The organism is Bacteroides sp. GM023, assembly GCF_014750685.1.
Taxonomy (GTDB): Bacteria; Bacteroidota; Bacteroidia; order Bacteroidales; family Bacteroidaceae; genus Bacteroides.
Map to the genome: position 1 here is coordinate 712383 of NZ_JAAXGE010000005.1, position 20598 is coordinate 732980.

Annotated in this window: 14 protein-coding genes; 3 read left to right on the forward strand and 11 right to left on the reverse strand. The window is 41.2% G+C overall.

The genetic code is table 11. From position 1 onward, the window contains the following. Positions 1 to 68 precede the first annotated feature (68 nt). Complete coding sequence (locus HC965_RS13805; RefSeq protein WP_191031995.1) at positions 69 to 1028, reverse strand: hypothetical protein; 960 nt, start codon at positions 1026 to 1028, stop codon at positions 69 to 71. A 201-nt stretch (positions 1029 to 1229) separates the two neighbouring features. On the opposite strand from HC965_RS13805, the gene HC965_RS13810 reads away from it, so the two are divergent. Then, entirely contained in the window at positions 1230 to 2159 is a 930-nt protein-coding gene (locus HC965_RS13810) for a UDP-glucuronic acid decarboxylase family protein (protein WP_191031996.1), read from the forward strand. Between the two features lie 30 nt (positions 2160 to 2189). Continuing rightward, on the forward strand, positions 2190 to 3323 hold the full coding sequence (locus HC965_RS13815) for a hybrid sensor histidine kinase/response regulator (RefSeq protein WP_191031997.1): 1134 nt from the start codon (positions 2190 to 2192) through the stop codon (positions 3321 to 3323). A 178-nt stretch (positions 3324 to 3501) separates the two neighbouring features. Here the strand turns inward: HC965_RS13815 and HC965_RS13820 are convergent, their stop codons facing one another. From HC965_RS13820 to HC965_RS13840, 5 genes are read right to left on the reverse strand one after another with little or no spacing between them, the layout of a single operon-like run. After that, a complete protein-coding gene (locus HC965_RS13820) occupies positions 3502 to 6381 on the reverse strand; it encodes a PD-(D/E)XK nuclease family protein (protein ID WP_191031998.1) in 2880 nt (959 codons plus the stop codon). Between the two features lie 31 nt (positions 6382 to 6412). After that, positions 6413 to 7234, reverse strand: a complete 822-nt coding sequence (locus HC965_RS13825) for an energy transducer TonB (protein ID WP_191031999.1) — start codon at positions 7232 to 7234, stop codon at positions 6413 to 6415. A gap of 2 nt (positions 7235 to 7236) precedes the next feature. Next, on the reverse strand, positions 7237 to 7857 hold the full coding sequence (locus HC965_RS13830; protein ID WP_191032000.1) for a radical SAM protein: 621 nt from the start codon (positions 7855 to 7857) through the stop codon (positions 7237 to 7239). After that, positions 7854 to 11024, reverse strand: a complete 3171-nt coding sequence (locus HC965_RS13835) for an exodeoxyribonuclease V subunit beta (RefSeq protein WP_191032001.1) — start codon at positions 11022 to 11024, stop codon at positions 7854 to 7856. Before HC965_RS13835 ends, HC965_RS13830 begins: the two co-directional genes overlap by 4 nt. A gap of 17 nt (positions 11025 to 11041) precedes the next feature. Beyond that, entirely contained in the window at positions 11042 to 11653 is a 612-nt protein-coding gene (locus HC965_RS13840; RefSeq protein WP_191032002.1) for an RNA polymerase sigma-70 factor, read from the reverse strand. A gap of 160 nt (positions 11654 to 11813) precedes the next feature. Here HC965_RS13840 and HC965_RS13845 point away from each other — a divergent pair, with 160 nt between their 5' ends. Further along, positions 11814 to 12809, forward strand: coding sequence for a FecR family protein (locus HC965_RS13845; RefSeq protein ID WP_191032003.1), 996 nt, complete (start codon positions 11814 to 11816; stop codon positions 12807 to 12809). Between the two features lie 77 nt (positions 12810 to 12886). On the opposite strand, the gene HC965_RS13850 is transcribed toward HC965_RS13845, so the two are convergent. The 5 genes from HC965_RS13850 to HC965_RS13870 are packed head-to-tail and all read right to left on the reverse strand — an operon-like array spanning position 12887 to position 20540. Next, positions 12887 to 13798: a DUF4999 domain-containing protein gene (locus HC965_RS13850; RefSeq protein ID WP_191032004.1), complete on the reverse strand. Its 912-nt coding sequence runs from the start codon at positions 13796 to 13798 to the stop codon at positions 12887 to 12889. Between the two features lie 23 nt (positions 13799 to 13821). Continuing rightward, entirely contained in the window at positions 13822 to 15021 is a 1200-nt protein-coding gene (locus HC965_RS13855; RefSeq protein WP_191032005.1) for a DUF1735 and LamG domain-containing protein, read from the reverse strand. A 9-nt stretch (positions 15022 to 15030) separates the two neighbouring features. Then, entirely contained in the window at positions 15031 to 16164 is a 1134-nt protein-coding gene (locus HC965_RS13860; RefSeq protein ID WP_191032006.1) for a glycoside hydrolase family 18, read from the reverse strand. A 28-nt stretch (positions 16165 to 16192) separates the two neighbouring features. Continuing rightward, positions 16193 to 17743: a SusD/RagB family nutrient-binding outer membrane lipoprotein gene (locus HC965_RS13865; protein ID WP_191032007.1), complete on the reverse strand. Its 1551-nt coding sequence runs from the start codon at positions 17741 to 17743 to the stop codon at positions 16193 to 16195. 16 nt (positions 17744 to 17759) lie between these two features. Continuing rightward, the gene (locus HC965_RS13870; RefSeq protein ID WP_191032024.1) at positions 17760 to 20540 is read right to left on the reverse strand and encodes a SusC/RagA family TonB-linked outer membrane protein; all 2781 of its coding nucleotides are present in this window, start codon (positions 20538 to 20540) and stop codon (positions 17760 to 17762) included. Positions 20541 to 20598: the final 58 nt, after the last annotated feature.

Below are 20598 nucleotides of genomic sequence, written 5' to 3' on the forward strand. Positions count from 1 at the left end.
AAGAATCTTATCTACTTTCATTTATTGTAACTGCGATTTTTTTTCAGTTCTGTAATACGAAAATAAAATTAAAGAGTATCTATAATTTCTCGCTGTTGCTTGAAGAATTGGATACGCTGCATTTCGCCACTTTCCGAGATTAAAGTAGAAAACTTTTTTAGCGACTGAATCCACTCTTTCAGACTGTGGAAAATCTCATTATCCATCGTCGTAAGCGAGTTTATGGAATAGACACGTATCAGGCTAAGTCGCAGATTATTGGTTTCTACATAACTGTATGTAGCCTCAAAGTTAATGTGGGACACATAGATGCGTACCTGGTTCCCTTCTTTCGTCTTACCACTAATAGCCAGTTCTTCCAACTCATCCGCCAATAAGAATAACTCTTTTCTGATTTCTTCTTTCGTTTCATCCGAAATAAGATGGATGCTGGAGAAATATTGGATATCATTGATGAGATGCTGGAAAATCATACTGTCCCAAATATAGTCTATGGAGTGGATATGACGTGTCATTCCTACATAGTCTTTTTGGATGTTGACCAGTTTGGCGGGCATCTCCAGTTCTTCAAAACTCTTGCAGTCGATGTTCTTATTCTGGTACATCCATTTGAATAAGCGGAATTTAGCCAGAAGTTCATGCTTCATATAAAGTGTCTGGGGAATAATGTTAGAGGAAGTTCCCATGGCTGAATTCGGATCGTCCTGCATGGAGTTGACTAACGTAACATATTTATCCAGGATTTCATAGTAACTCTCGAACGGATCATCATAATCTACAATGTTTATATTGAACATCGCGTTGGATTTAAAACTGATTCCTACAATTTGGTCGAGTGATATGCCCAGTTTTCTTGATACAAGGGCTGATTCCTGCAAGGTGAAGGGTACCTCGCCGCGCAATCTTCTATATACGGCTTCTTTTCCTATGTATAGTGTATCCATTAACATATCTGCCAGTTGTCCTTTGAGTGGAAGCTTTTCCTTCATCGCTTCTATAAGGTTTGCATTTGGATTATTTGTTATCATAATAGTTCGAATAAATAATACTTTTCTATTATAAACATTTGTCAGAGGCAAGTTGTTTCAGAATATGAAACTATTTAATTCTTCTTTTTTGGAAAATATCCTTTCTGAAAATTGTATATATAAAGCAAATCGGTTACATTTGTGACCATAAACAAAACAGGGAGATAGGGTCTCTCTAGTAAACAATAGAAAAAACGCATAATGAAAAGAATATTGGTAAGTGGGGGAGCCGGATTTATTGGCTCACATCTCTGTACACGGCTTATAGACGACGGTCATGAAGTAATATGCCTTGATAATTTTTTTACGGGCTCGAAAGATAATATTGCTCATTTAATGAATAATCATCATTTTGAGGTGGTGCGGCACGATGTCACTTATCCTTATTCTGCTGAAGTAGATGAAATATATAATCTGGCTTGTCCTGCATCTCCTATACATTATCAGCATGACCCGATTCAGACAGCCAAAACATCCGTAATGGGGGCTATCAATATGTTGGGATTGGCTATGAGGCTGAATGCCAAGATATTACAGGCTTCTACGAGTGAAGTGTATGGTGATCCTATTGTACACCCGCAACCGGAAAGTTATTGGGGAAATGTAAATCCGGTAGGCTATCGCTCTTGTTATGACGAAGGAAAGCGCTGCGCAGAAACTTTGTTTATGGATTATCACCGTCAGAACGATGTTCGCGTGAAGATAATCCGTATTTTTAATACGTATGGACCGCGTATGTTGCCGAATGACGGACGAGTGGTTTCCAATTTTATTCTGCAAGCATTGAATGATGAAGATATAACCATATATGGGGATGGAAAACAAACACGTAGTTTCCAGTATATTGATGATTTAATTGAAGGGATGATACGAATGATGGATACGGAAGATGATTTCACAGGGCCTGTGAATCTCGGTAATCCGAATGAGTTCCCGGTTCTTGATTTGGCGCAAAGGATAATCAGCATGACCGGTTCGTCTTCGAAAATTGTATTTAAGTCTTTGCCGGATGACGATCCGAAACAACGCCAGCCGGATATAACACTGGCAAAAGAAAAACTTGATTGGGAGCCTACCATCGAACTGGAGGATGGATTGAAGCGAATGATCGAGTTTTTCAAGAAAGTTTAATGTGTAAACAATTATTATAACGCGATTATTATGAATATGGAAATTAATCCTTCTGAATATAAAGTACTCATTGTGGACGATGTGATCTCAAACGTGCTTTTGCTGAAGGTACTTTTGACCAATGAGAAATTCAATATTGTGACTGCCGGCAATGGCACACAAGCATTGGAACAGGTAAAGAAGGAAAAACCGGATCTCGTATTACTGGACGTCATGATGCCCGATATCAGTGGCTTCGAAGTGGCACAGCAAATGAAGGCTGATTCGGAAATGGCTGAAATTCCTATTATTTTCCTTACTGCACTTAATAGCACCGCGGATATCGTGAAAGGATTTCAGGTGGGTGGAAATGACTTTATATCAAAGCCATTCAATAAAGAAGAACTGATTATTCGTGTGACGCACCAGATTTCATTGGTTGCGGCGAAGCGGATTATCGTGGCACAAACGGAAGAGCTGCGTAAGACGATCATGGGACGTGACAAACTATATTCTGTGATTGCGCATGACTTACGTTCGCCGATGGGTTCTATCAAGATGGTACTGAATATGCTGATTCTGAATCTTCCGAGCGAAACAATAGGCGAAGAGATGTATGAACTGCTGACGATGGCTAACCAAACGACTGAAGATGTATTCTCATTGCTTGATAACTTGCTGAAATGGACGAAGAGCCAGATTGGTAAGCTGAAGGTGGTTTATCAGGATATTAATATGGTAGAGGTCGTAGAAGGAGTGAGTGAAATCTTCACAATGGTAGCCAGCCTGAAAAACATAAAGATCGTACAGGATGTGCCAGTGACGGACGTAGCTGTACGTGCTGATATTGACATGATTAAGACGGTGATCCGTAACTTGATCAGTAATGCTATCAAGTTCAGCAACGAAGGTGCGGAAGTTGTGGTATCACTGACTGAGGAAGACGGTATGGCTATCGTAAGCGTGAAAGACAGCGGTTGCGGTATCGACGAAGAAAATCAGAAGAAGTTGCTGCATACGGATACTCATTTCAGTACTTTCGGTACGAACAACGAGGAAGGTTCGGGACTCGGACTGTTGCTGTGTCAGGACTTTGTTGTTAAGAATGGCGGTAAACTCTGGTTTACTTCGAAGAAGGGAGAGGGTTCTACATTCAGCTTCTCAGTTCCATTGCTGGAAAGATAAGTTTACCACAGATTATACTGATAAAAAAAAGAATAAGGCACGGTTTGCATGGATATGCAAATCGTGCTTTTTTATTATCATCCTGATAGAAGAATAGTTGCTGCAAAAACTCAAATTGTGAGTTTTAATCAGTTCGTGAATTTTAATCGGTGTGAATCCGTGTAATCTGTGGTGGCAATCATCGTTTACAAATAGCTTTGAAGTCACAGTACGAACACTTCTTTAGATCTTCTGTCTGCGTAAATGCTTCTTTCTCATCGAAAATTTCCTCTAATAGTGCTTGCAAGCGTTCGCGGAACTCATCTTCAAAGAAGGCGAAGTTATTCACAGGCATTTTGGGCTTGCGGGGTTCTCCCATTTCAACGACAGGCGAATAGCTCTCGGATGCTGCGCGGTGAATATAAAGCAGGGCGGGAGCTACCATTAGCGACTGTTTCCGGCTCATGATGGCTGCATATAGAAATGTCTGGAAGATGTAATTCGGACGTGTCTCCGACGGGGTAAACAGTTGCTCTATGTTGGCGGGCGTTTTAGGGCTTCCACCGGTTTTGTAGTCAACGATTCGCAGGGTGCCTTCCTTGGCATCCATGCGGTCTATCGTTCCTCCTAAACGAAGAGTAAACGGACCTTGTCCGGTTTGGATAGTTATTTCTTCCGATACTTCTTCTTCCATGGCGACCATTTCGAAAGGGGTATATTGAAGGTCATTACGCAATAACTGTTTCAGATAGGAAACAATAACTTTGGAGTTAATGAGTTGTACGCCATTGTATTCGGGCTTTTCTTCGGGAGCCACTTTGAATAACTCTTGCTTGAATGCCCGGTCAACATAGCTTTGCAGTTTCACTTCATCACGCAATAAACGTTCCAAGTCTTCCTTCTGTATCATTTTCCTGTTGGCTGTCAGATCAGTATATGCCAGTTGGGCAGAGAGGTGGAAGATTGTTCCAAACAAGGCGGAGTCTATTTCCGCACTTACTTCATCCGGTGCCTTCAGTCCCGCTACATATCGGTAGTAAAATCTCAATCGACAATCGAGGTAGGCGTTAAGGGCGGAAGGAGATAGAATTACGGGTTTAGGATTGCTATTGCCGTAAGCACGGTATAGGCGTCTTAATACTTCCGGCGTCTTTTCTATTTGTATCTCTTGAGTGCTTTGGGGAGATTGCCCGGCTTCCAGATATTCACGAGTGATTTCATGGGGGCCCTCTACTAATAATTGTAGCATAAAGCGGGATTCTTCTCCACGGTTCAGCCCATCCGAAGAGGTGTTGTAGAGCAAAGTGATATTTTCTGCCCGTTGTATCAGTCGGTAGAAGTAATAGGCGTACACCGCGTTCTTGTGCTCAATAGTTGTCATTCCGAAGGCTTTCCGGAGATTGTATGGAATGAATGAGGATTCCCCGCCGGATTTAGGCAGTTGTCCTTCGTTGAGAGATAACATTACCAAGTTGCGGAAGTCGAGGTTACGTGTTTCCAGTACTCCCATTACTTGCATTCCGATGGCGGGTTCGCCATGGAAGGGAATATTGGAAGAAGTCAGCACTTTGCTAATCAGCCTTTTCAATGTATCGGTGCGCACGCTTAACTCTCCACTTTCAATCAGGCTATAAAGACGGTTGATTTTAAGATGGCTTTGGAATAGGGATTCTCTATAAAGTTGGTTGAAAATATCATTGTATTCTCCTTCTTTACGGTATATGGTTGAGATGTCTTTAATTAGCCCGACAAGGTAATCGCACAAATCTTTAATACCGCTGCGGGGAGTAAAGAGGTTGGCTAAGAAATCATCCTGCTTTAGTTCCGATGGGAGCGGATAGAAACGGTTTGTCTTTGTCAGTTCATCTTCCAGCGAATCGGCATGAATTGATAGCTGTTGGGTATAGGGATGCTTCAATATGGCTGATACAGCTTCGTAGGTGAATCGGCCTGTATCAGTGCGATAGCCATTGGTTTGCAACTCCATCGCTGCGTTGATAAAGCTGTAGACGGGAGTCTGTGCCAATGGGAATCCCATAGTGATGTTGACATTCTTCACTTCTTGCGGAATGGAATGGAGTACGGGTAGTAATAGTGCTTCATTACAGAGCACTACGGCATTTTCCTTTTCTTTTTCTTCTGCGATTTGTGATTGGTCATTTGCAATGCCTTTCACCCATTCGGGGAGAAAACGTGCTTGTGCATTCTCGGTGGAAGCGGAGATATAGCGTATTTTTTTAGGTGCTTTGAAAGAATCAAAATAGATTTCAGGAAGTTCGTTCGGGAAGTCTCTAAGGTTACGTTTGAGAAATTCTCCGGCTTCGTGCTTCCTGATTTGCCGGGTATAGAATAGGTCATAATCCCAATAGAACATGGCTTTATTTGCTTCTTGCAGTTTCTCGAAGAATTCTTTTTCGACTTTGTTCAGCACATTGAAACCGACAAATATATATTTGTCGTATTTAAGCTGGTTGGTATCCAGTGCTTCAATGACATTCCGGTAGAGCATACCTTCGTAGGCGATACCTAGTTCTGCCAGGTTTTCCCGGTAACGATGATAAATTGTACCTAATTTATCCCAAAGGGAGATGAATTTCTCTTTGAGCTCGGTACGCCGTTCAATGGAGAAGTTCTGAAAGAATTGCTGAATGGCTTCTTCCTGTTCACTGTCAAGGAAATCATAGTCATCCATCAGGTTTTTCAAGTCTTGCAGATTACTGAATAATTTGTCTGCATCCACCATGTTTTTGTCTACATCGTCAAAGTCGCTGATTAACAACTCTCCCCAAAAGTAGAAATCATCCAGTGTCTCCTGGCTTTCCGTCTCTTCCTTGAATACTTTGTAAAGCTCGCAAACCAAGCGAATCGGGTCACCGCTTTTTTGTGCAGACAGTTTCTGAAACAGGTCACTGATACTCATAGCAGCAGGAGACCAAATGGGTTGGTCGGATTCTCCTGCCAAGTATTCATTAAAGAATAGATTGGCACGTTTGTTTGGGAAAACGAGTACTGTACGAGAGAGATCGTTTCCTATCTTGGAATATAAATCGTGAGCGACTAGTTGGAGAAATGTTTGCATATGGATTAAAACGTTTTTCTAATTCAAATATTTATTGGAGTCGAAATGAGACGGGGATAGTATAATAGACGGCGACTTTTGTCCCGTCTTCCAGCTCTCCCGGTTTCCATTTGGGCATCTGATGAATGATACGTAATGCTTCTTTATCTAAATGAGGGTCTACACTACGTACAACTTTTGGGTTGACAACATTGCCTTCTTTATCAACGACAAATTGGATAATGACGCGTCCCTGTGGTCCCATTTCTCCTTGAGATACTACAGGATATTTTATTTCTTTTTGGAGATATTGTATTAATGCTTGTTGTCCTCCGGGAAATTCGGGCATAACGTCGACTATTTGCAATGTATCGTTCTCAGATGGGGGATTGGATATATCGGGTTGAATATATCCTGGAGTAGAGTAGACTGAATCGGGAATAGCAATGTCACCAGCAATTTCTCCTACTTCGTAAATTTCAGGTTTCATTTTTGTTTCCGGGGGAGATGGTACGTCTTCAATGGATGCCACTATTGTATCTTCTTCTGAGATAGGTATAATATCCCCCAATAAAACCTGCTCACTTTGTTCTTTATCATTCGCTCCTTTATTGGCAAAACTGGAACAGGAAGTCATAGAAGTCATGGTAGCTAATCCTGCAGATATGCCTAATATTGTGATAGCTTTCCCTGCCATTCTTTTTCGTTCCAGTTGTTGTTCCAAATAACGAACCTCTGATTCACACTTAGGGCAAGTACCCAGACAATCTCCCTGATATTGGCACTCGGAAGTAATGAACTCAATATCATTTGCTTCGGCTATTTGCCGACGAATATCTTTTAGTATTCTACAGGTCTGTTTTCCTCGTTTCATGGCTAATCGTTTTTAGGAGTTTTATAAGTAAACCGATCGAATTGGTTGATTCCCATTTCTTTCAGAAGTTCTATGCTATGGTCAATATCTTCATCCGTATTGTAAGAGGGGATAAGCGGCGTGCGTACAATGATTTGCCCTGCTTTATCCTTCTCAATTAAATAATGTAGATTACGAAGGACGTTCTCATTGTTCTTTCCGGTATATTGTTGATAGGTAGTAGTATTCATGTCTTTGATGTCAACTATATAATTATCTACAACAGTAATCAGTTCTTCTATATTTTGTAGTGGAACATTAAGGGACGTCTCTACGGTTATTCTCCATTCCGAACCGCAAAGTTGGCGGAATTGCCGGATAAAATCTGTCTGTAACAATGGTTCACCACCGCCGAAAGTAACTCCTCCGCAACTGGCCAAAAAGTATAGCTCATCTTGACGAACTTCTTCATAGAGTTCGGAGCAATCATAGCTTTTCCAAACTCCATCCGGGCTTAATGAAGTAGGATTGAGGCAATATTTACAGCGCAACGGACAGCCATGAAAGGCCACTAAGGTAGTGACTCCTTCACCGTCGATAGTCAGTCTATGGCGGGCTATTCCGATGAGTGGTGCTGTTTTCATACTTTCTCTATTCTTTCTTCATCCACATACCACAGATAACCGGTTATATTCTTATATCCCATTTTTGTGAGCAATTGCATATATCCTTTCACCTGCTTGTTGTATTTCGGATTTGCTTTACCAAACTTAAAATCGACTACAACGACTTGCCCGTCTTTCATCATTACACGATCCGGACGACGAGTTTGTAGTTTCCCTTTCTCCTTATAGATAATGGCACACTCATTAAATAAAGTCCACTTCCCCGAATACCAGTCTTGTATTTCGGGAGAAGAGAAGGCTTTTTGTGCTACTTCGCGTGCCACTTTTTCTTTTTCCTCATTCCTGATAACTCCTTCAAAGATAAGTCGTTCGATAGCCGGGTCTATATCTTCTGCCGTTTCGATGGCGGAGAATACGGTGTGCAACATACGCCCGCGATTGATAAAGCGGTCTTCGGATTCTTCTTCTTCGATTCCCTGTATAAAATCAGCCGAACGATTGGACTGACGGAACTCTATATCGTGACGCATGGATTCCATCTGAACAGGCAACTTCTCTGGCTTTTGAGTGAGTTTGTTGGTGGAAGTCTTTGCTTTTTCTTCTTCCGAAGGACAAAGTTCCCCTTGCTCATAGCAGTCTTCTTCCCAAGCTATTCCTTCTTTAAGGGCTACAACAGGGAGAGTGTTTGCCAATAGTTCGGACATTGTTCCTTTTTGAGCTTTTCGGCTCCATATGATAAGGTTCTTTCCTGCACGGGTAAAAGCTACGTATAGCAAATTCAAATTGTCTACCCAAAGTTGCAGTCGTTCATGCAGATAGTCGTTCCCGTATATAGATTCCGCCATCTGCGTGGAGTAGTTGATAGGAAGAATGTCCAAAGCATTGAACGGTGCTGCCTGCGGGGCACACCATACCAGTTGGTTATTCGTTTCGTTCTCTAGTTTCCAATCACAGAAAGGAAGGAGTACGGTATGGAATTCCAATCCTTTGGATTTGTGTATGGAGAAGATTCGGATACCTTCTACTTCTCCGCTTGGGATCGTTTTGCTGCATAATGTTTCGTCCCAATAACGGATAAATCCGTCAAGTTCGGATGAGTTCTTTTGCAGGTAATCTGTGACTGCATCGAAAAAGGCGAATAAATAAGCATCCTGTTCTTTGATGCGTTTCATTTCGAAGATGCTGAAAAGTTCCTCCAGTAATTCATAGAGTGGCATTAGTTTCAGTTCTTTTATCCTTTCAAGGAATGCGGCAGGAAGATAGTCTTCGGCGGGAAGGAGTAGGAGAGTATTCCAATCCAGACCTTTCTGTAAGACTTCATTCTGATAGGCTACTGCCAGTTGGGCACGGGCTATCTTGTTGTTTTCGTCTGAGAGATAGCGCAAGGCGTCCAGCATCATACAGATAGCCAGGGAAGCATCAAGACGGAAAGCTTCGTCCGATACTATTTTGCAATGTACTTCTTTGTCGAAGTAATCGGCGATGCGGGGAATGCTTTTGTTTTTTCGCACCAGAATGGCTATATCATTCGGTCGTACACCGTTGGAAAGCAGATGCTGTACTTCTGCTCCTAAACTGATTAGTGTCTGCTCGATATAGTCATGCTCTTCGTCAGGTTCGAGAAAAGAAACTTTTACATATCCTTTTTCCACGTTTCGGGGGGATTCCTGTGCTACGTCCGCATAGGCTTTTTGCAAGTCTTCGCAATCTTTGTCGAGTTGAGCTTTATAGACTCCGTTCAGATAGTCGGCAGCAGCCGTAAAGATATGATTGTTGAATCGGATGATATTGGTTTCACTTCTTCGGTTGGTTGCCAATGTTTTGACACGAATCGGGAAATGCTCGATATGGTCGTTCAGGCCATTAAGAATTCCCCAGTCGCCATTTCTCCAACGGTAGATGGATTGCTTAACGTCTCCGACAATCAGGCTGTTTGCCCCCTGGGAGAGCCCTTCCAATAAAAGTAGCTTGAAGTTTCCCCATTGCATCCGGCTGGTATCCTGAAACTCGTCTATCATGACATTGCGGATATTCGTTCCTATCTTTTCGAATACAAAAGAGGAATCGCCGTCTTTCACTAATTGGTGGAGTAGGGCATTGGTATCTGACAACAAGAAACGGTTATTATCGTGGTTCAACTGGCGTACTTCTTCGTCGATATTGGCGAGAAGCTGCACCTTATTGAGATGTTGCAGGGATAGTCGGCAACTATTAAGCAACAGATTATTTTTGGAGCGTAGCTTTTCGGCATCTTCCAGGATTTGTATGAGAGTGGAAGATGCTAAGTTAATGATGTCCGCATAACGGGAGGAAGTCTTTGCTGCCCAATTCTTGGCATCTTCCAGGCATTTTTCTACTGTGGCATTACGTATGTCGTTACCTAAAACTCCATTGTTGAGTTTGCGAAAGTAACTGCCGATTCCGCGTGAACCGCCTTTCAGGTCGTCGGCAGTTAATGCGTGCCCGTCCAGTTCGCCTTCGAATTGGTCGTAGAAACCTTTCATCTGTTCCAGAATCTCTGTTTCCAGGGCTTTCAGGTGCTTACGGTATTCCTTGATGGTGTCCAGATTGCGCAACCGTTCCCGAAGTCTTTCTCCTTTCTCTATATAACCTTCATCGAAGATATTGCGTCCGAAACTCTTGACTTCATCCGAAACGTTCCAACGCTTATCGTCAGCAATCCGTTCGTTGATATAGTCTAATAACCATGCAAGAACCGGAGAAGTAGGACCAAGCTTTTCGATCATACTGTCTACTGCGTCGCTAAGCACTTCGGTATTATTCAATTCTATATTCAGGTTCGGACTAAGCTCTAGTTCACGTGCCAGATTACGCATGACGGATTGGAAGAATGAGTCGATTGTTTCTACCCGGAAACGGCTATAGTCATGCAGCATATAGCCGAGAGCAATACCGGCTGCTTCACGTATCTCTTGTTCCGTCTTGTCTGTCTCTTCCTTGATGCGGTTGAGGTAGGCTTCAGAATCTTTGTCACCTGTCTGAATACCATAAAGCTGGCTGAGAATGCGTTCTTTCATCTCTGCCGTAGCCTTGTTCGTGAAGGTCACAGCAAGAATTTGCCGATAGGCATACGGATTAAGAATGAGTAACTTAATATATTCTACAGCCAGGGTAAATGTTTTTCCCGAACCTGCAGAGGCTTTATAAACAAGGAGTTCGCTCATACTGTGTTATATCAGGATTAATAGAACCTTTTCATAAAATCAGTTCCGAAATAAAGTAAGAATAAGGGTAGATAGTCTTTTAACGCTACTCGCAGTAGCTTCAAAGCCTGTCCGATCCGGTAATTGATGGTTTGTGGAGAAACTTTGAGCCTTTCGGCTATCTCCTTGTGAGTTAACCGTTGATTGCGGTTCATTTCATACGCTTCGCGGTATTCTTTAGGGAGTTGATTCAGTGCTTCTTCATATAATCGTAGAAGTTCATTTTCCAAATAAAAATCAGGATTATTAAATTCACCTTCGTATTTCTCCACGATTTCCTGATGTACTTTCCGTTTGATTTCGAAATGGGAAAGACGATTGAGCGCCTTGTTTTTGACTATCGTAAAGAGAAGGGTTTTCAGCGTTAGCTCCGGCATGAGGCTGGAACGGTTCTCCCATAACCACATCATCGTTTCCTGTACAATCTCTTCAATTTCCTCCTGTTCACCAACATACTGTGAGCAGAATGCACACAATCGACGAAAGTAATGACGGTAGACTGCGTCAAAAACTTTTTCTTCGCCTGCTTTCAGAGCGTTGATGACAGATTTATTATTGTTAATATCTAGAAATATTGGAGATTGTGACATTCTCTTTTTAATTTGTAAGACAAAAATAATGAAAGAAGTAGAGAAAAGAAATAAAAAGGGGAGAAAAATGTTTTTTTCTTTTTGAGTTTAGTATATTTGTACTGCCAACTGTATTACTACAAAGGTATTATATTTTTTATTGTAAAAAGATTGAATAGACATGGATGAAATAATCTTGTTGAGTTATCTACGAGGTGAATGTAAGGATGAGGAAGCTGGACAGGTGGAAGCCTGGTGCAAGGAGACACCGGAGAACCGGAAAATTCTGGAACAGCTTTACTACACTCTTTTCGTAGGTGACCGGGTAGCGATGATGAATGCTGTAGATACAGAGGCGTCATTAGATAAATTTAAGTCGGCTATCCGGGAGAAAGAAAAGAAGGCCAAACGGAAGAATATGTCAATCCGTTGGGGACGTTATAGTACTGTGGCCGCTGCTTTCCTTGCCGGACTTGTTTTTGCGGGCGGAGTTACCTGGGGATTACTATCCAATAAACTTTCGGATTATGAAGTGCTGACTGTGGCAGGACAAAGGGCACAGACGGTGCTCCCGGATGGTAGTAAGGTATGGCTGAATGCGTCTTCAAAATTGGTTTATCATAACTCTTTCTGGAGCTCAGACCGTCAGGTTGACTTGTCGGGTGAAGCCTATTTCGAAGTGGCTCATAACAAGCGCGCTCCATTTATAGTAAACAGCAAGCAAATCAAGACATGTGTGCTGGGTACTAAATTTAATGTACGTGCACGTGAAGAAGAGAATAGGGTAGTGACTACATTGCTTCAAGGTTTGGTTCGGGTGGATTCTCCACGGACAGAGGATAATGGTTATTTGCTGAAACCGGGACAAACGTTAAATGTGAATACGGATACTTATCAGGCTGAATTGATTGAATATAACCAACCTACGGATGTTCTTTTGTGGATTAATGGTAAACTGGTATTCAAACAACATTCTTTATTGGAGATCACGAATGTCATGGAAAAGTTGTATGATATTAAATTTGTCTATGAGGATGATGCTTTGAAGACGGAACGTTTTACTGGTGAGTTCTCTACAGATAGTACTCCGAACGAAATTCTGAACGTTTTGATGCATACCAATCATTTCAATTATAAGAAAGATGGACGGATGGTTCGGTTGATGAAGAAGAAATAAGAGAGAATAAATATGAGTTTTAAAAAAGGCTGGCTAAAATTCTTTAGCCAGCCTTTTTTAATGTTGCCAATTCATTTTTATTCCCAAGAATAAACATTGAATTTAGTTATATCTACACGAGGGGGAATAGTTATCATCTGATATTTCAGATAACGTGTTTTAATGCGCTCTTCAAATTTGATGGTCTGTGTTTGACCAGAAGTTGTAAACTCTCCTATTGAAGTCCACTTAGTATTATCTTCTGAAGTAAATAACTCTATTTTTGTAGGGGCATAACTGGAAGCCCAATGTCTGGTTTGGATACCGGTAAGTGTTTTCTTCTCAATAAAGTCAACCGTAAGCCAAAGAGGGGTATTATTGATTGCCACATCTGCACTTCCTGTTCCTGCTACACTATTAGAACTTGCGTTTTCAACTCCTTCCATAAAAGTGAACATCCATTTCTTAGGATCAGTTAATAGTACTTCCTGCTTTTTCCTTTCTGCACCTTTAGATATTTTAATGGAGATCTCCTGACGGAAATCCGAAGGAATTACCTCCGGCGATGCTTCTATACCATTAATCTTAATGTTCAGTGTATAATCGGCAGCTTCTTTTACAGATGATAAATCATCCCAATTATTGATGCTTACAGTAATCATTTCTGAATTCGTAGAACCGGCTTTTATCACTGCTGTTTTTGTGGTCAGATCAATGTTTTCTTCCGAAATGCCATCGCATATGGCCGCAAGATTTACTTTTATATCCTGATTGGATGCTTTGTGGACAGTAACCATGAACTGATACTCGACAGAACCTTCAATACCTTCTTCTTCAACGTGTTTCAAGGAAAACGATGGGGTTGGTTTTAAATAATCAGCTGGTAATAAGGAAACATAACTCATGTTCCATTCGCTAATTGGATCTTCGTCATCCGTACATGATGAGAAAGAGGGTATAAGCAGGCCTATAAGACCTGCTATTGTTAGTAATCGAAATGCTTTTTTCATATAAGTGTATAATTAAATTTTTACTATTTCCATTCAGTGGCTTTATCCGTAGATAAAATTCCGTCAATCCAGGTAGGGGTGGCTGAAGTAGTTAAGGTGTGTCCTTTGCCGGTCGCATCCTCGAATACATTACCTTGTCCTTCATTGAACCGCCAATAAGCTTCCAGTCCTACAGATTTCGGGCTAACTTGAGTCATGTTATTCTGAATTTGGGAAGCACTGCGGCTTACAGACCAAATACGTGCTTCGCTCATCAAAATTTTGCAATTTCCCCATCTGCTGTAAGAATCATCTCCCAGGCAGAACCAATTCACATTAGAGAATGTTGTCGCACCTGTCGGAATACTCAATACACCTGAATCAACACCATTTATATAAAGGCGGTAGCTAGAACCATCGCAAACTAATGCTAAATGTTGCCACTCATTTGGTTTGAAAGAATTACTTGGATTCAAATAAAGACGGTTGCGTCCTACAATCTGAACTAATGAATGTGCTTTATAATCTGCATTATCGCTTTGAGGGTCTTCAAAACGTAAGAGGATAAAGTTTGCATCATCTCCTCCATTCTTAAATACGGCACGGTCACGATTGGCTGTATTGCTCACCTGGAAGCGAACCTCTACTGTATATTGCGCATAAGTTTCGGGTGATTCTGTGAATTTATCAGCTTTAAGATTAGCGGCGCCGACAAACATAGGAGCTGAAAATTCGATGATACTTTCTGCCAGAATAACAAAAGTTCCTGTATTCTCCATAGCCGGGATACTTCCATCCTGTAATACCAGCTTTACAGGAAGGGCATATGACTCTCCTGATTTCATCATTTCCTGACTGAAAGCCTTCAAAGCGATAGAGAGTGCATCAGTGGCGTATTGCCCTGCTTTCACTGTAATATTTTCCGGCAATGTATAATAACCCTCGGGTAACATAATATATCCGGTTCCGTTTATATGGTTATAAGCATCGAGTACAGCCTGGTCTGTGACTAATTTATAATGATTATCGGTGGAAGACAGGTTACTAAGATGCACATTCAGAGAAGTAAAACTTTCTCCGGTAGCCTGCACTGTCACTTTTTGACTTGTACTCGACAGTGCTTCTTCTATATAGGCATGTGTATCTAATGTATCGTATTTCGCTTCTCCGCAACCTATTATGCTTCCTAACCCCGCAATAACCGCAGATAAGCATAAAGTTCTTATATAATTTATACGTTTCATAAGTTTATATTATTTTTTGAGTAGTGGATGTGATGACGGATTCATGATTTGAATAGCACGGCGCATATTCTTATATTCTGGTGAGGTACCGAATTCTGCTTCCATGTGATAAGTTCCCACACCACCTTTGCGAAAGCCGTTTCTCGGTTGCCAGCGCGCCATACCTTCCAATGATTTCATACTGTTATTATAACGGTCGGTATAGGGATAACCACCATCCATAGCGGCATCTGTCGCTTCAAAATTCTCGGTCATTATTGTTCTTCTTGTGATTTCTTCTTCACTCATCACTCCACCGAAAGTTTCTACCAATCCCGGTCCCCAAACCTTACCATCAATAAGTCGTTTGTCCAGGTTTGAATCGCTACCGGGTTTATAAGCTTGAATAATGAAATAATTAAAGTAAGTTCCAATTTCAGGCTTGGTGGTGATTCTTTGAGGTTCACCATCAATTACTAATAATCTTCCTGTACCGGATTTTGGTCCCAAATACTTACCCAATTCGTCAATAAAGAAAAATAGATTTTCATCTGTATCTACTATATTTCCTTTATACGGACCGGCTACCGGTTCATAGTCAATATCAAATCCATCATAACCATATAGATTTAAAGTATCCATAATGGCCCCAGCATATTTACGGATTGAAGCTTCTACTGCTTGTTTGTCACTTTCGTCTGACGGATATCCCCAAAACGCATTAATGGCTTCTTTCTTACTATCATATCCCATTTCTTTCCAATTATCAAGTATATTCTGTGGAGTCAGTTTATCTCCTACAGAACCAATAATTGAACAGTATATAATTTTGGTTCCTTTTTTTTGTTGACAGAAAGACATATCTTTGCGTTGAGCTTCAGAAAGGTTGGTTCCATTATCCCAAATAGAAATAATATCTACACTATCAGGTATACTGGCCAGGGAGCTTTTCATAAAAGCCCCTTCGCCGCTCCAACCGCCAAACCAACCGAAAGCTACTTGATGATCTGTCTGCTTATAAGCACGTAGAGCCGCATAATATTCATCCGAGACGATCGATTCCGGAAAAACTTTGGCTTCAGCATCTGTCCAATCACTACAACCAATCAAAGATGTGGTGGCAAGTGATACGAGTGCAATGTATAGTAAATAAATTTTCTTCATAAAAGTCCTTTTTTATGCATTATATAAATTAGTTCTTTTTCGCCCATTTTAAATCAGTGGCTTCATTATCTGTCCCTTCAAGCTCTATGACTCCCTGGTCATAATTGGCTTTATTGTTCTGAGCTTCTGTATAAGGAAAACTCAAACGACGCATGCCCCGTTGGCTGCTCACACCACAATCAGACAGATTGTCAATGCAAGGGTAAAGTTCCGGATATCCTGTACGACGATATTCAGCCCATGCTTCCATACCTAACGGATAATTGGCAATCCATTTTTGAGTGATGATACGTTGGAAATTCTTTCCATCTATATTGTCCGATTCGCTATCATTCCATTTGACACCAACTGTGTTACTGATGGTGGCTGCAGCCTTCTGTACAGCGTCACTTGGATGTGTTACGGTAGGAGCATCAACTATTTTCATGAATTCATCACCTGAGACTTGATATTGTTCCATAGAAAGACTAATACCTTCTTCATAGTATGCCTTGGCTGTTTTATCCCCCATCTTCCAATTGCGTAATTTACCTTCAGCACGTAAGAATGCAGTTTCTGCTGCACAAAAGACCATTAACTTGGAAGTTGCAGTATATGCAGGTATAGAATAGCCTGCCGCATCCGCTTTTTTAAAATCTGCATCTCCGGTACGCATACCAACATATTTGTCTGTCATTCCGGTTAGAGTTGATTTGTTGAAGTATTTCACCATACGCGGGTCGTTATATGCAGTCATATAGTCTACAATGTTTGCATTTACACGTAAATCTCCCCAGCTTACGGCAGCCAATTGGTATGGGTTGCTTTGTGAACCACAGGAAAGCATGGCATTATCCGAGTTGCTTTCAATTAATCCGGCTTTATGTGTAACTGCGGCTTCCGCTGCCGGCTGTGCTATTTCAGGCCATACTCCACTAATTCGCATCGCAACGCGTAGACGCATGGAGTTTGCCAATTTAGCCCAACTTGCATAATTTCCATCGAAAACAGGATCGTTGTTTCCCAATGGTGTGTTTCCATTTGTTTCTACATTATAATTATATAGAATGTCAGCTGCATTGGCCAAGTCGCTTAATATGTTGGTATAAACTTGTTTCTGACTATCATAGGAAACATAGAAATTACCTTTTTTTACTTGGCTGTATGGCATCGGCCCGTAACAGTCAGTAATACGCAGCATCGTTATGGCACGTATCATGCAGACAAAAGCATAATAGTGTCCCGTGGAATTCGTCGCTTCCTGTATCTGGAAGAAGTTTCCATATATCTTCTCGAACGGCGTATTCCATGGATTGGCATTCCAGGCATCACTCTGATTGAATGTTCCGAAGTTAGTACCACTCCATGTATTGGATACACAAAGGTAGCCTCCCAACTGTCCCACCATCTGATCTTGCATCTGGGAGTCATTTTGCTGAATATTGACGATTGTTTCAATCATAGATTTCATAAGAGTGGCAGGATCTGCGTCATGAATCTGATATTGATTCGTATTATATTCTTCAAATTTATCGGTACAACTTCCTGCCAGCAACAACAGTGTAGCACCGATTGTGATATTTCTTAGATATTTTCTCATAACATTAGTTTTTCTTTTAGAATTGAATTTTCACATTAAAACCGAAGTTACGCAAACTGGGTTGCATGAAGTAGTCTACGTTCATATAATAGTTACTGGAAGTAGAAGCTGACAGTTCCGGATCAAATGGAGCTTTGCAGTAAATCATCCATAGGTTGCGTCCTACAACACCTAGTGTGACATTTGCCACATTATTGAACCATCTTTTAGGAAGGGTATAGTTTAAACTTAATTCCTGCAAGCGGACATTGGTTGCACTATATAAGTAATAGCGACCGTATCCACCTTCTCCTGTACCGATAGCCTGATAATATTTCTGCGCGTCCACCTTGCCATTATTGATAGGTACACCACCATTATCACGAACATTGGCAGATATTTCAGATACTCCGTAATAATCTAAAATACCTTGAGTGGCTGAATAAGCTAATCCGCCTACGCGTGCAGATAGTACAACTCCCAAATCAAGACCTTTATAAGTAAAATGGTTAATCCAACCTAAGTTGAAATCTGCATCCAGGTCACCGACTTTCACTGGGGTATTTGATGAAGTAATGCCTAAATTGCCGTTCTGGTCAACTTTGATATTACCATTGTTATCTTTGGTCAATGCGTTGTATACATAGATATCGGTCATTGAGCCGCCTTCTGTCAGAATAACACGGGGCGCTACATTTTCTTTTCCTAACCAACCTACATTCATCTCATTCATCTGGATAGCTTCGCCGGTAACCGGGTTGACGCTTCCACTTGCCAGTCTTTTTACTTTGTTGCGGTTTAAAGTGAATGTCGCATTAGAAGACCATCCGAATCCTGCCCATTTATCACTAAATCCTAAAGCCAGTTCAATACCTTGATTTTGTACATTACCTGCTTGTACAATGGCTTGTTTGTAACCGGAAGAGGAGGGGATATCTACCTTGAATGTTTGGTTCAGGGTATTGGAACGATAGTAGGTTGCGTCCAGACTGAAGCGGTTATCCCAGAATTTCAAGTTCAAACCGATTTCCCATGATTTCGTTTTTTCAGGTTTCATATTGTCCATCGGATAAACAGTCGGGTTTGCCCAGTTGTGTGTCTGACTGTTATATTCATATCCCGGATTAGTCAGGAAGCGATCGAAGGAAGACGCCACTACTGTATATGATCCACGTACTTTAGCATAAGTAATCAATTCCGGTAGCATAACCATTTCCGATAGCAGAGCAGATAAACCTACTGATGGGTAGAAGAAAGATTTTTGTTTTGAGAATGCAAGTTTAGAATCCCAGTCGTTACGTCCTGTTACGGTTAAATATAACTGACTTTTCCAACTTAGTTCCGCACTGGCAAAGATACTTTGAATCTCATCTTTATATCCGGTAGGATCCGGTTTATAGTTGGCTGCAAAATTAATATTATTTATTTGGAAGAAATTAGGAATGACCAGGTCACCTGCAATATACAACTGATCCATAGAGGTGTGATAAATAGAACCTCCCAGATTGGCTGTCAGATGAAAATCACCGAATGTTTTATCTATATTAGCGAGGAAGTCGGCATATAAAGAACGCTCCTGACGCATCGCATCTTCAAAACCACCACTTACACCGCAAAACGTAGTCAATGTAGAAGCTGATTTTTCATTTTTATTCCGGTAGTCTGAATTGTCCAGATTTACACGGCCGACAACATTAAGCCAATCTGTAGCCTGCCATTTTAAAGAGGCATTCAGCATGTAACGCTTTTTGTTTGAGGTGCGGTTAATTCGTTTTTGTATCCAATATGGATTTTGTAATGACAAACTGGCGTCTCCATAGGGCCAGTATTGCTCCATATAGCCATAGTTGGTATTATAACGCTCATACAAACGGACTTCGTCAAAATTGTCTCCACGAGGGAATAGATACAATGCAGGAAGCGGATTGTAATATTGTCCTTGAGAAACCATATTTTTATTGTTTTGAACGATATACTGTGCGCCAATATCCAGAGTCAGCTTATCATTCAAAAAATTGGTTGTATTGCGTGCTGTGAAGTTATACCTGTTATATGAATTATTAGGAAGAATTCCTCCTGAATTGGTCGTGGAAGCGGAGAGGTAGGTTTGGTTTTTAGAGTTTCCTGTAGACAAAGCTACTGAATTGATAACATTTGAACCAGTTTCGAAAAAGTTGGATGGATCATATCGGCGATTAGTCGATTCTCCCCAACTGAATAAACCGGAACTTGTGCCGTAACGGTTTTGCATTTCAGGCATAATATATGCTTTAGAGAAGGTGGTGCTATTAGATACAGTTACTGTTGTCTTCTCTGTCTGTCCTTTTTTAGTAGTGATCAAAACTACACCATTGGCAGCGGCAGAACCATACAATGCAGCAGCAGAGGGGCCAGTCATCATACTGATACTGGCAATATCGTCCGGATTTAAGTCTGCTACGGCATCTGAACCTCCCATATCTCCATACAATCCTTCACCACCACTTTTTCCTGTATTAAAAATGGGCACGCCATCAATAACATATAGGGCATTGTTATCTTTAGTCAGAGATTTCATACCACGCATTACCACACGTGCAGCACCACCGGCTCCAGTTGCACCGCTACTAATTTGTACACCGGCTACTTTTCCCGCCAATGAATTCATGAAATTGGCATCCTTGACAGTAGTGATTTCATCACCTTTTACCTCCTGAACATTATAACTTAATGCTTTGGTGGCACGTTTGATACCCAATGCTGTTACAACAACTTCATCCAATGCTTGGGCATCTTCTCCCATACTAATTTTTAAAGGTTGTGTATTGGCTAGCGTGATTGCTTGGGAGAAATGTACATTATGAGTAAATACCTATAAGAGTAGGGCTAAGTATACA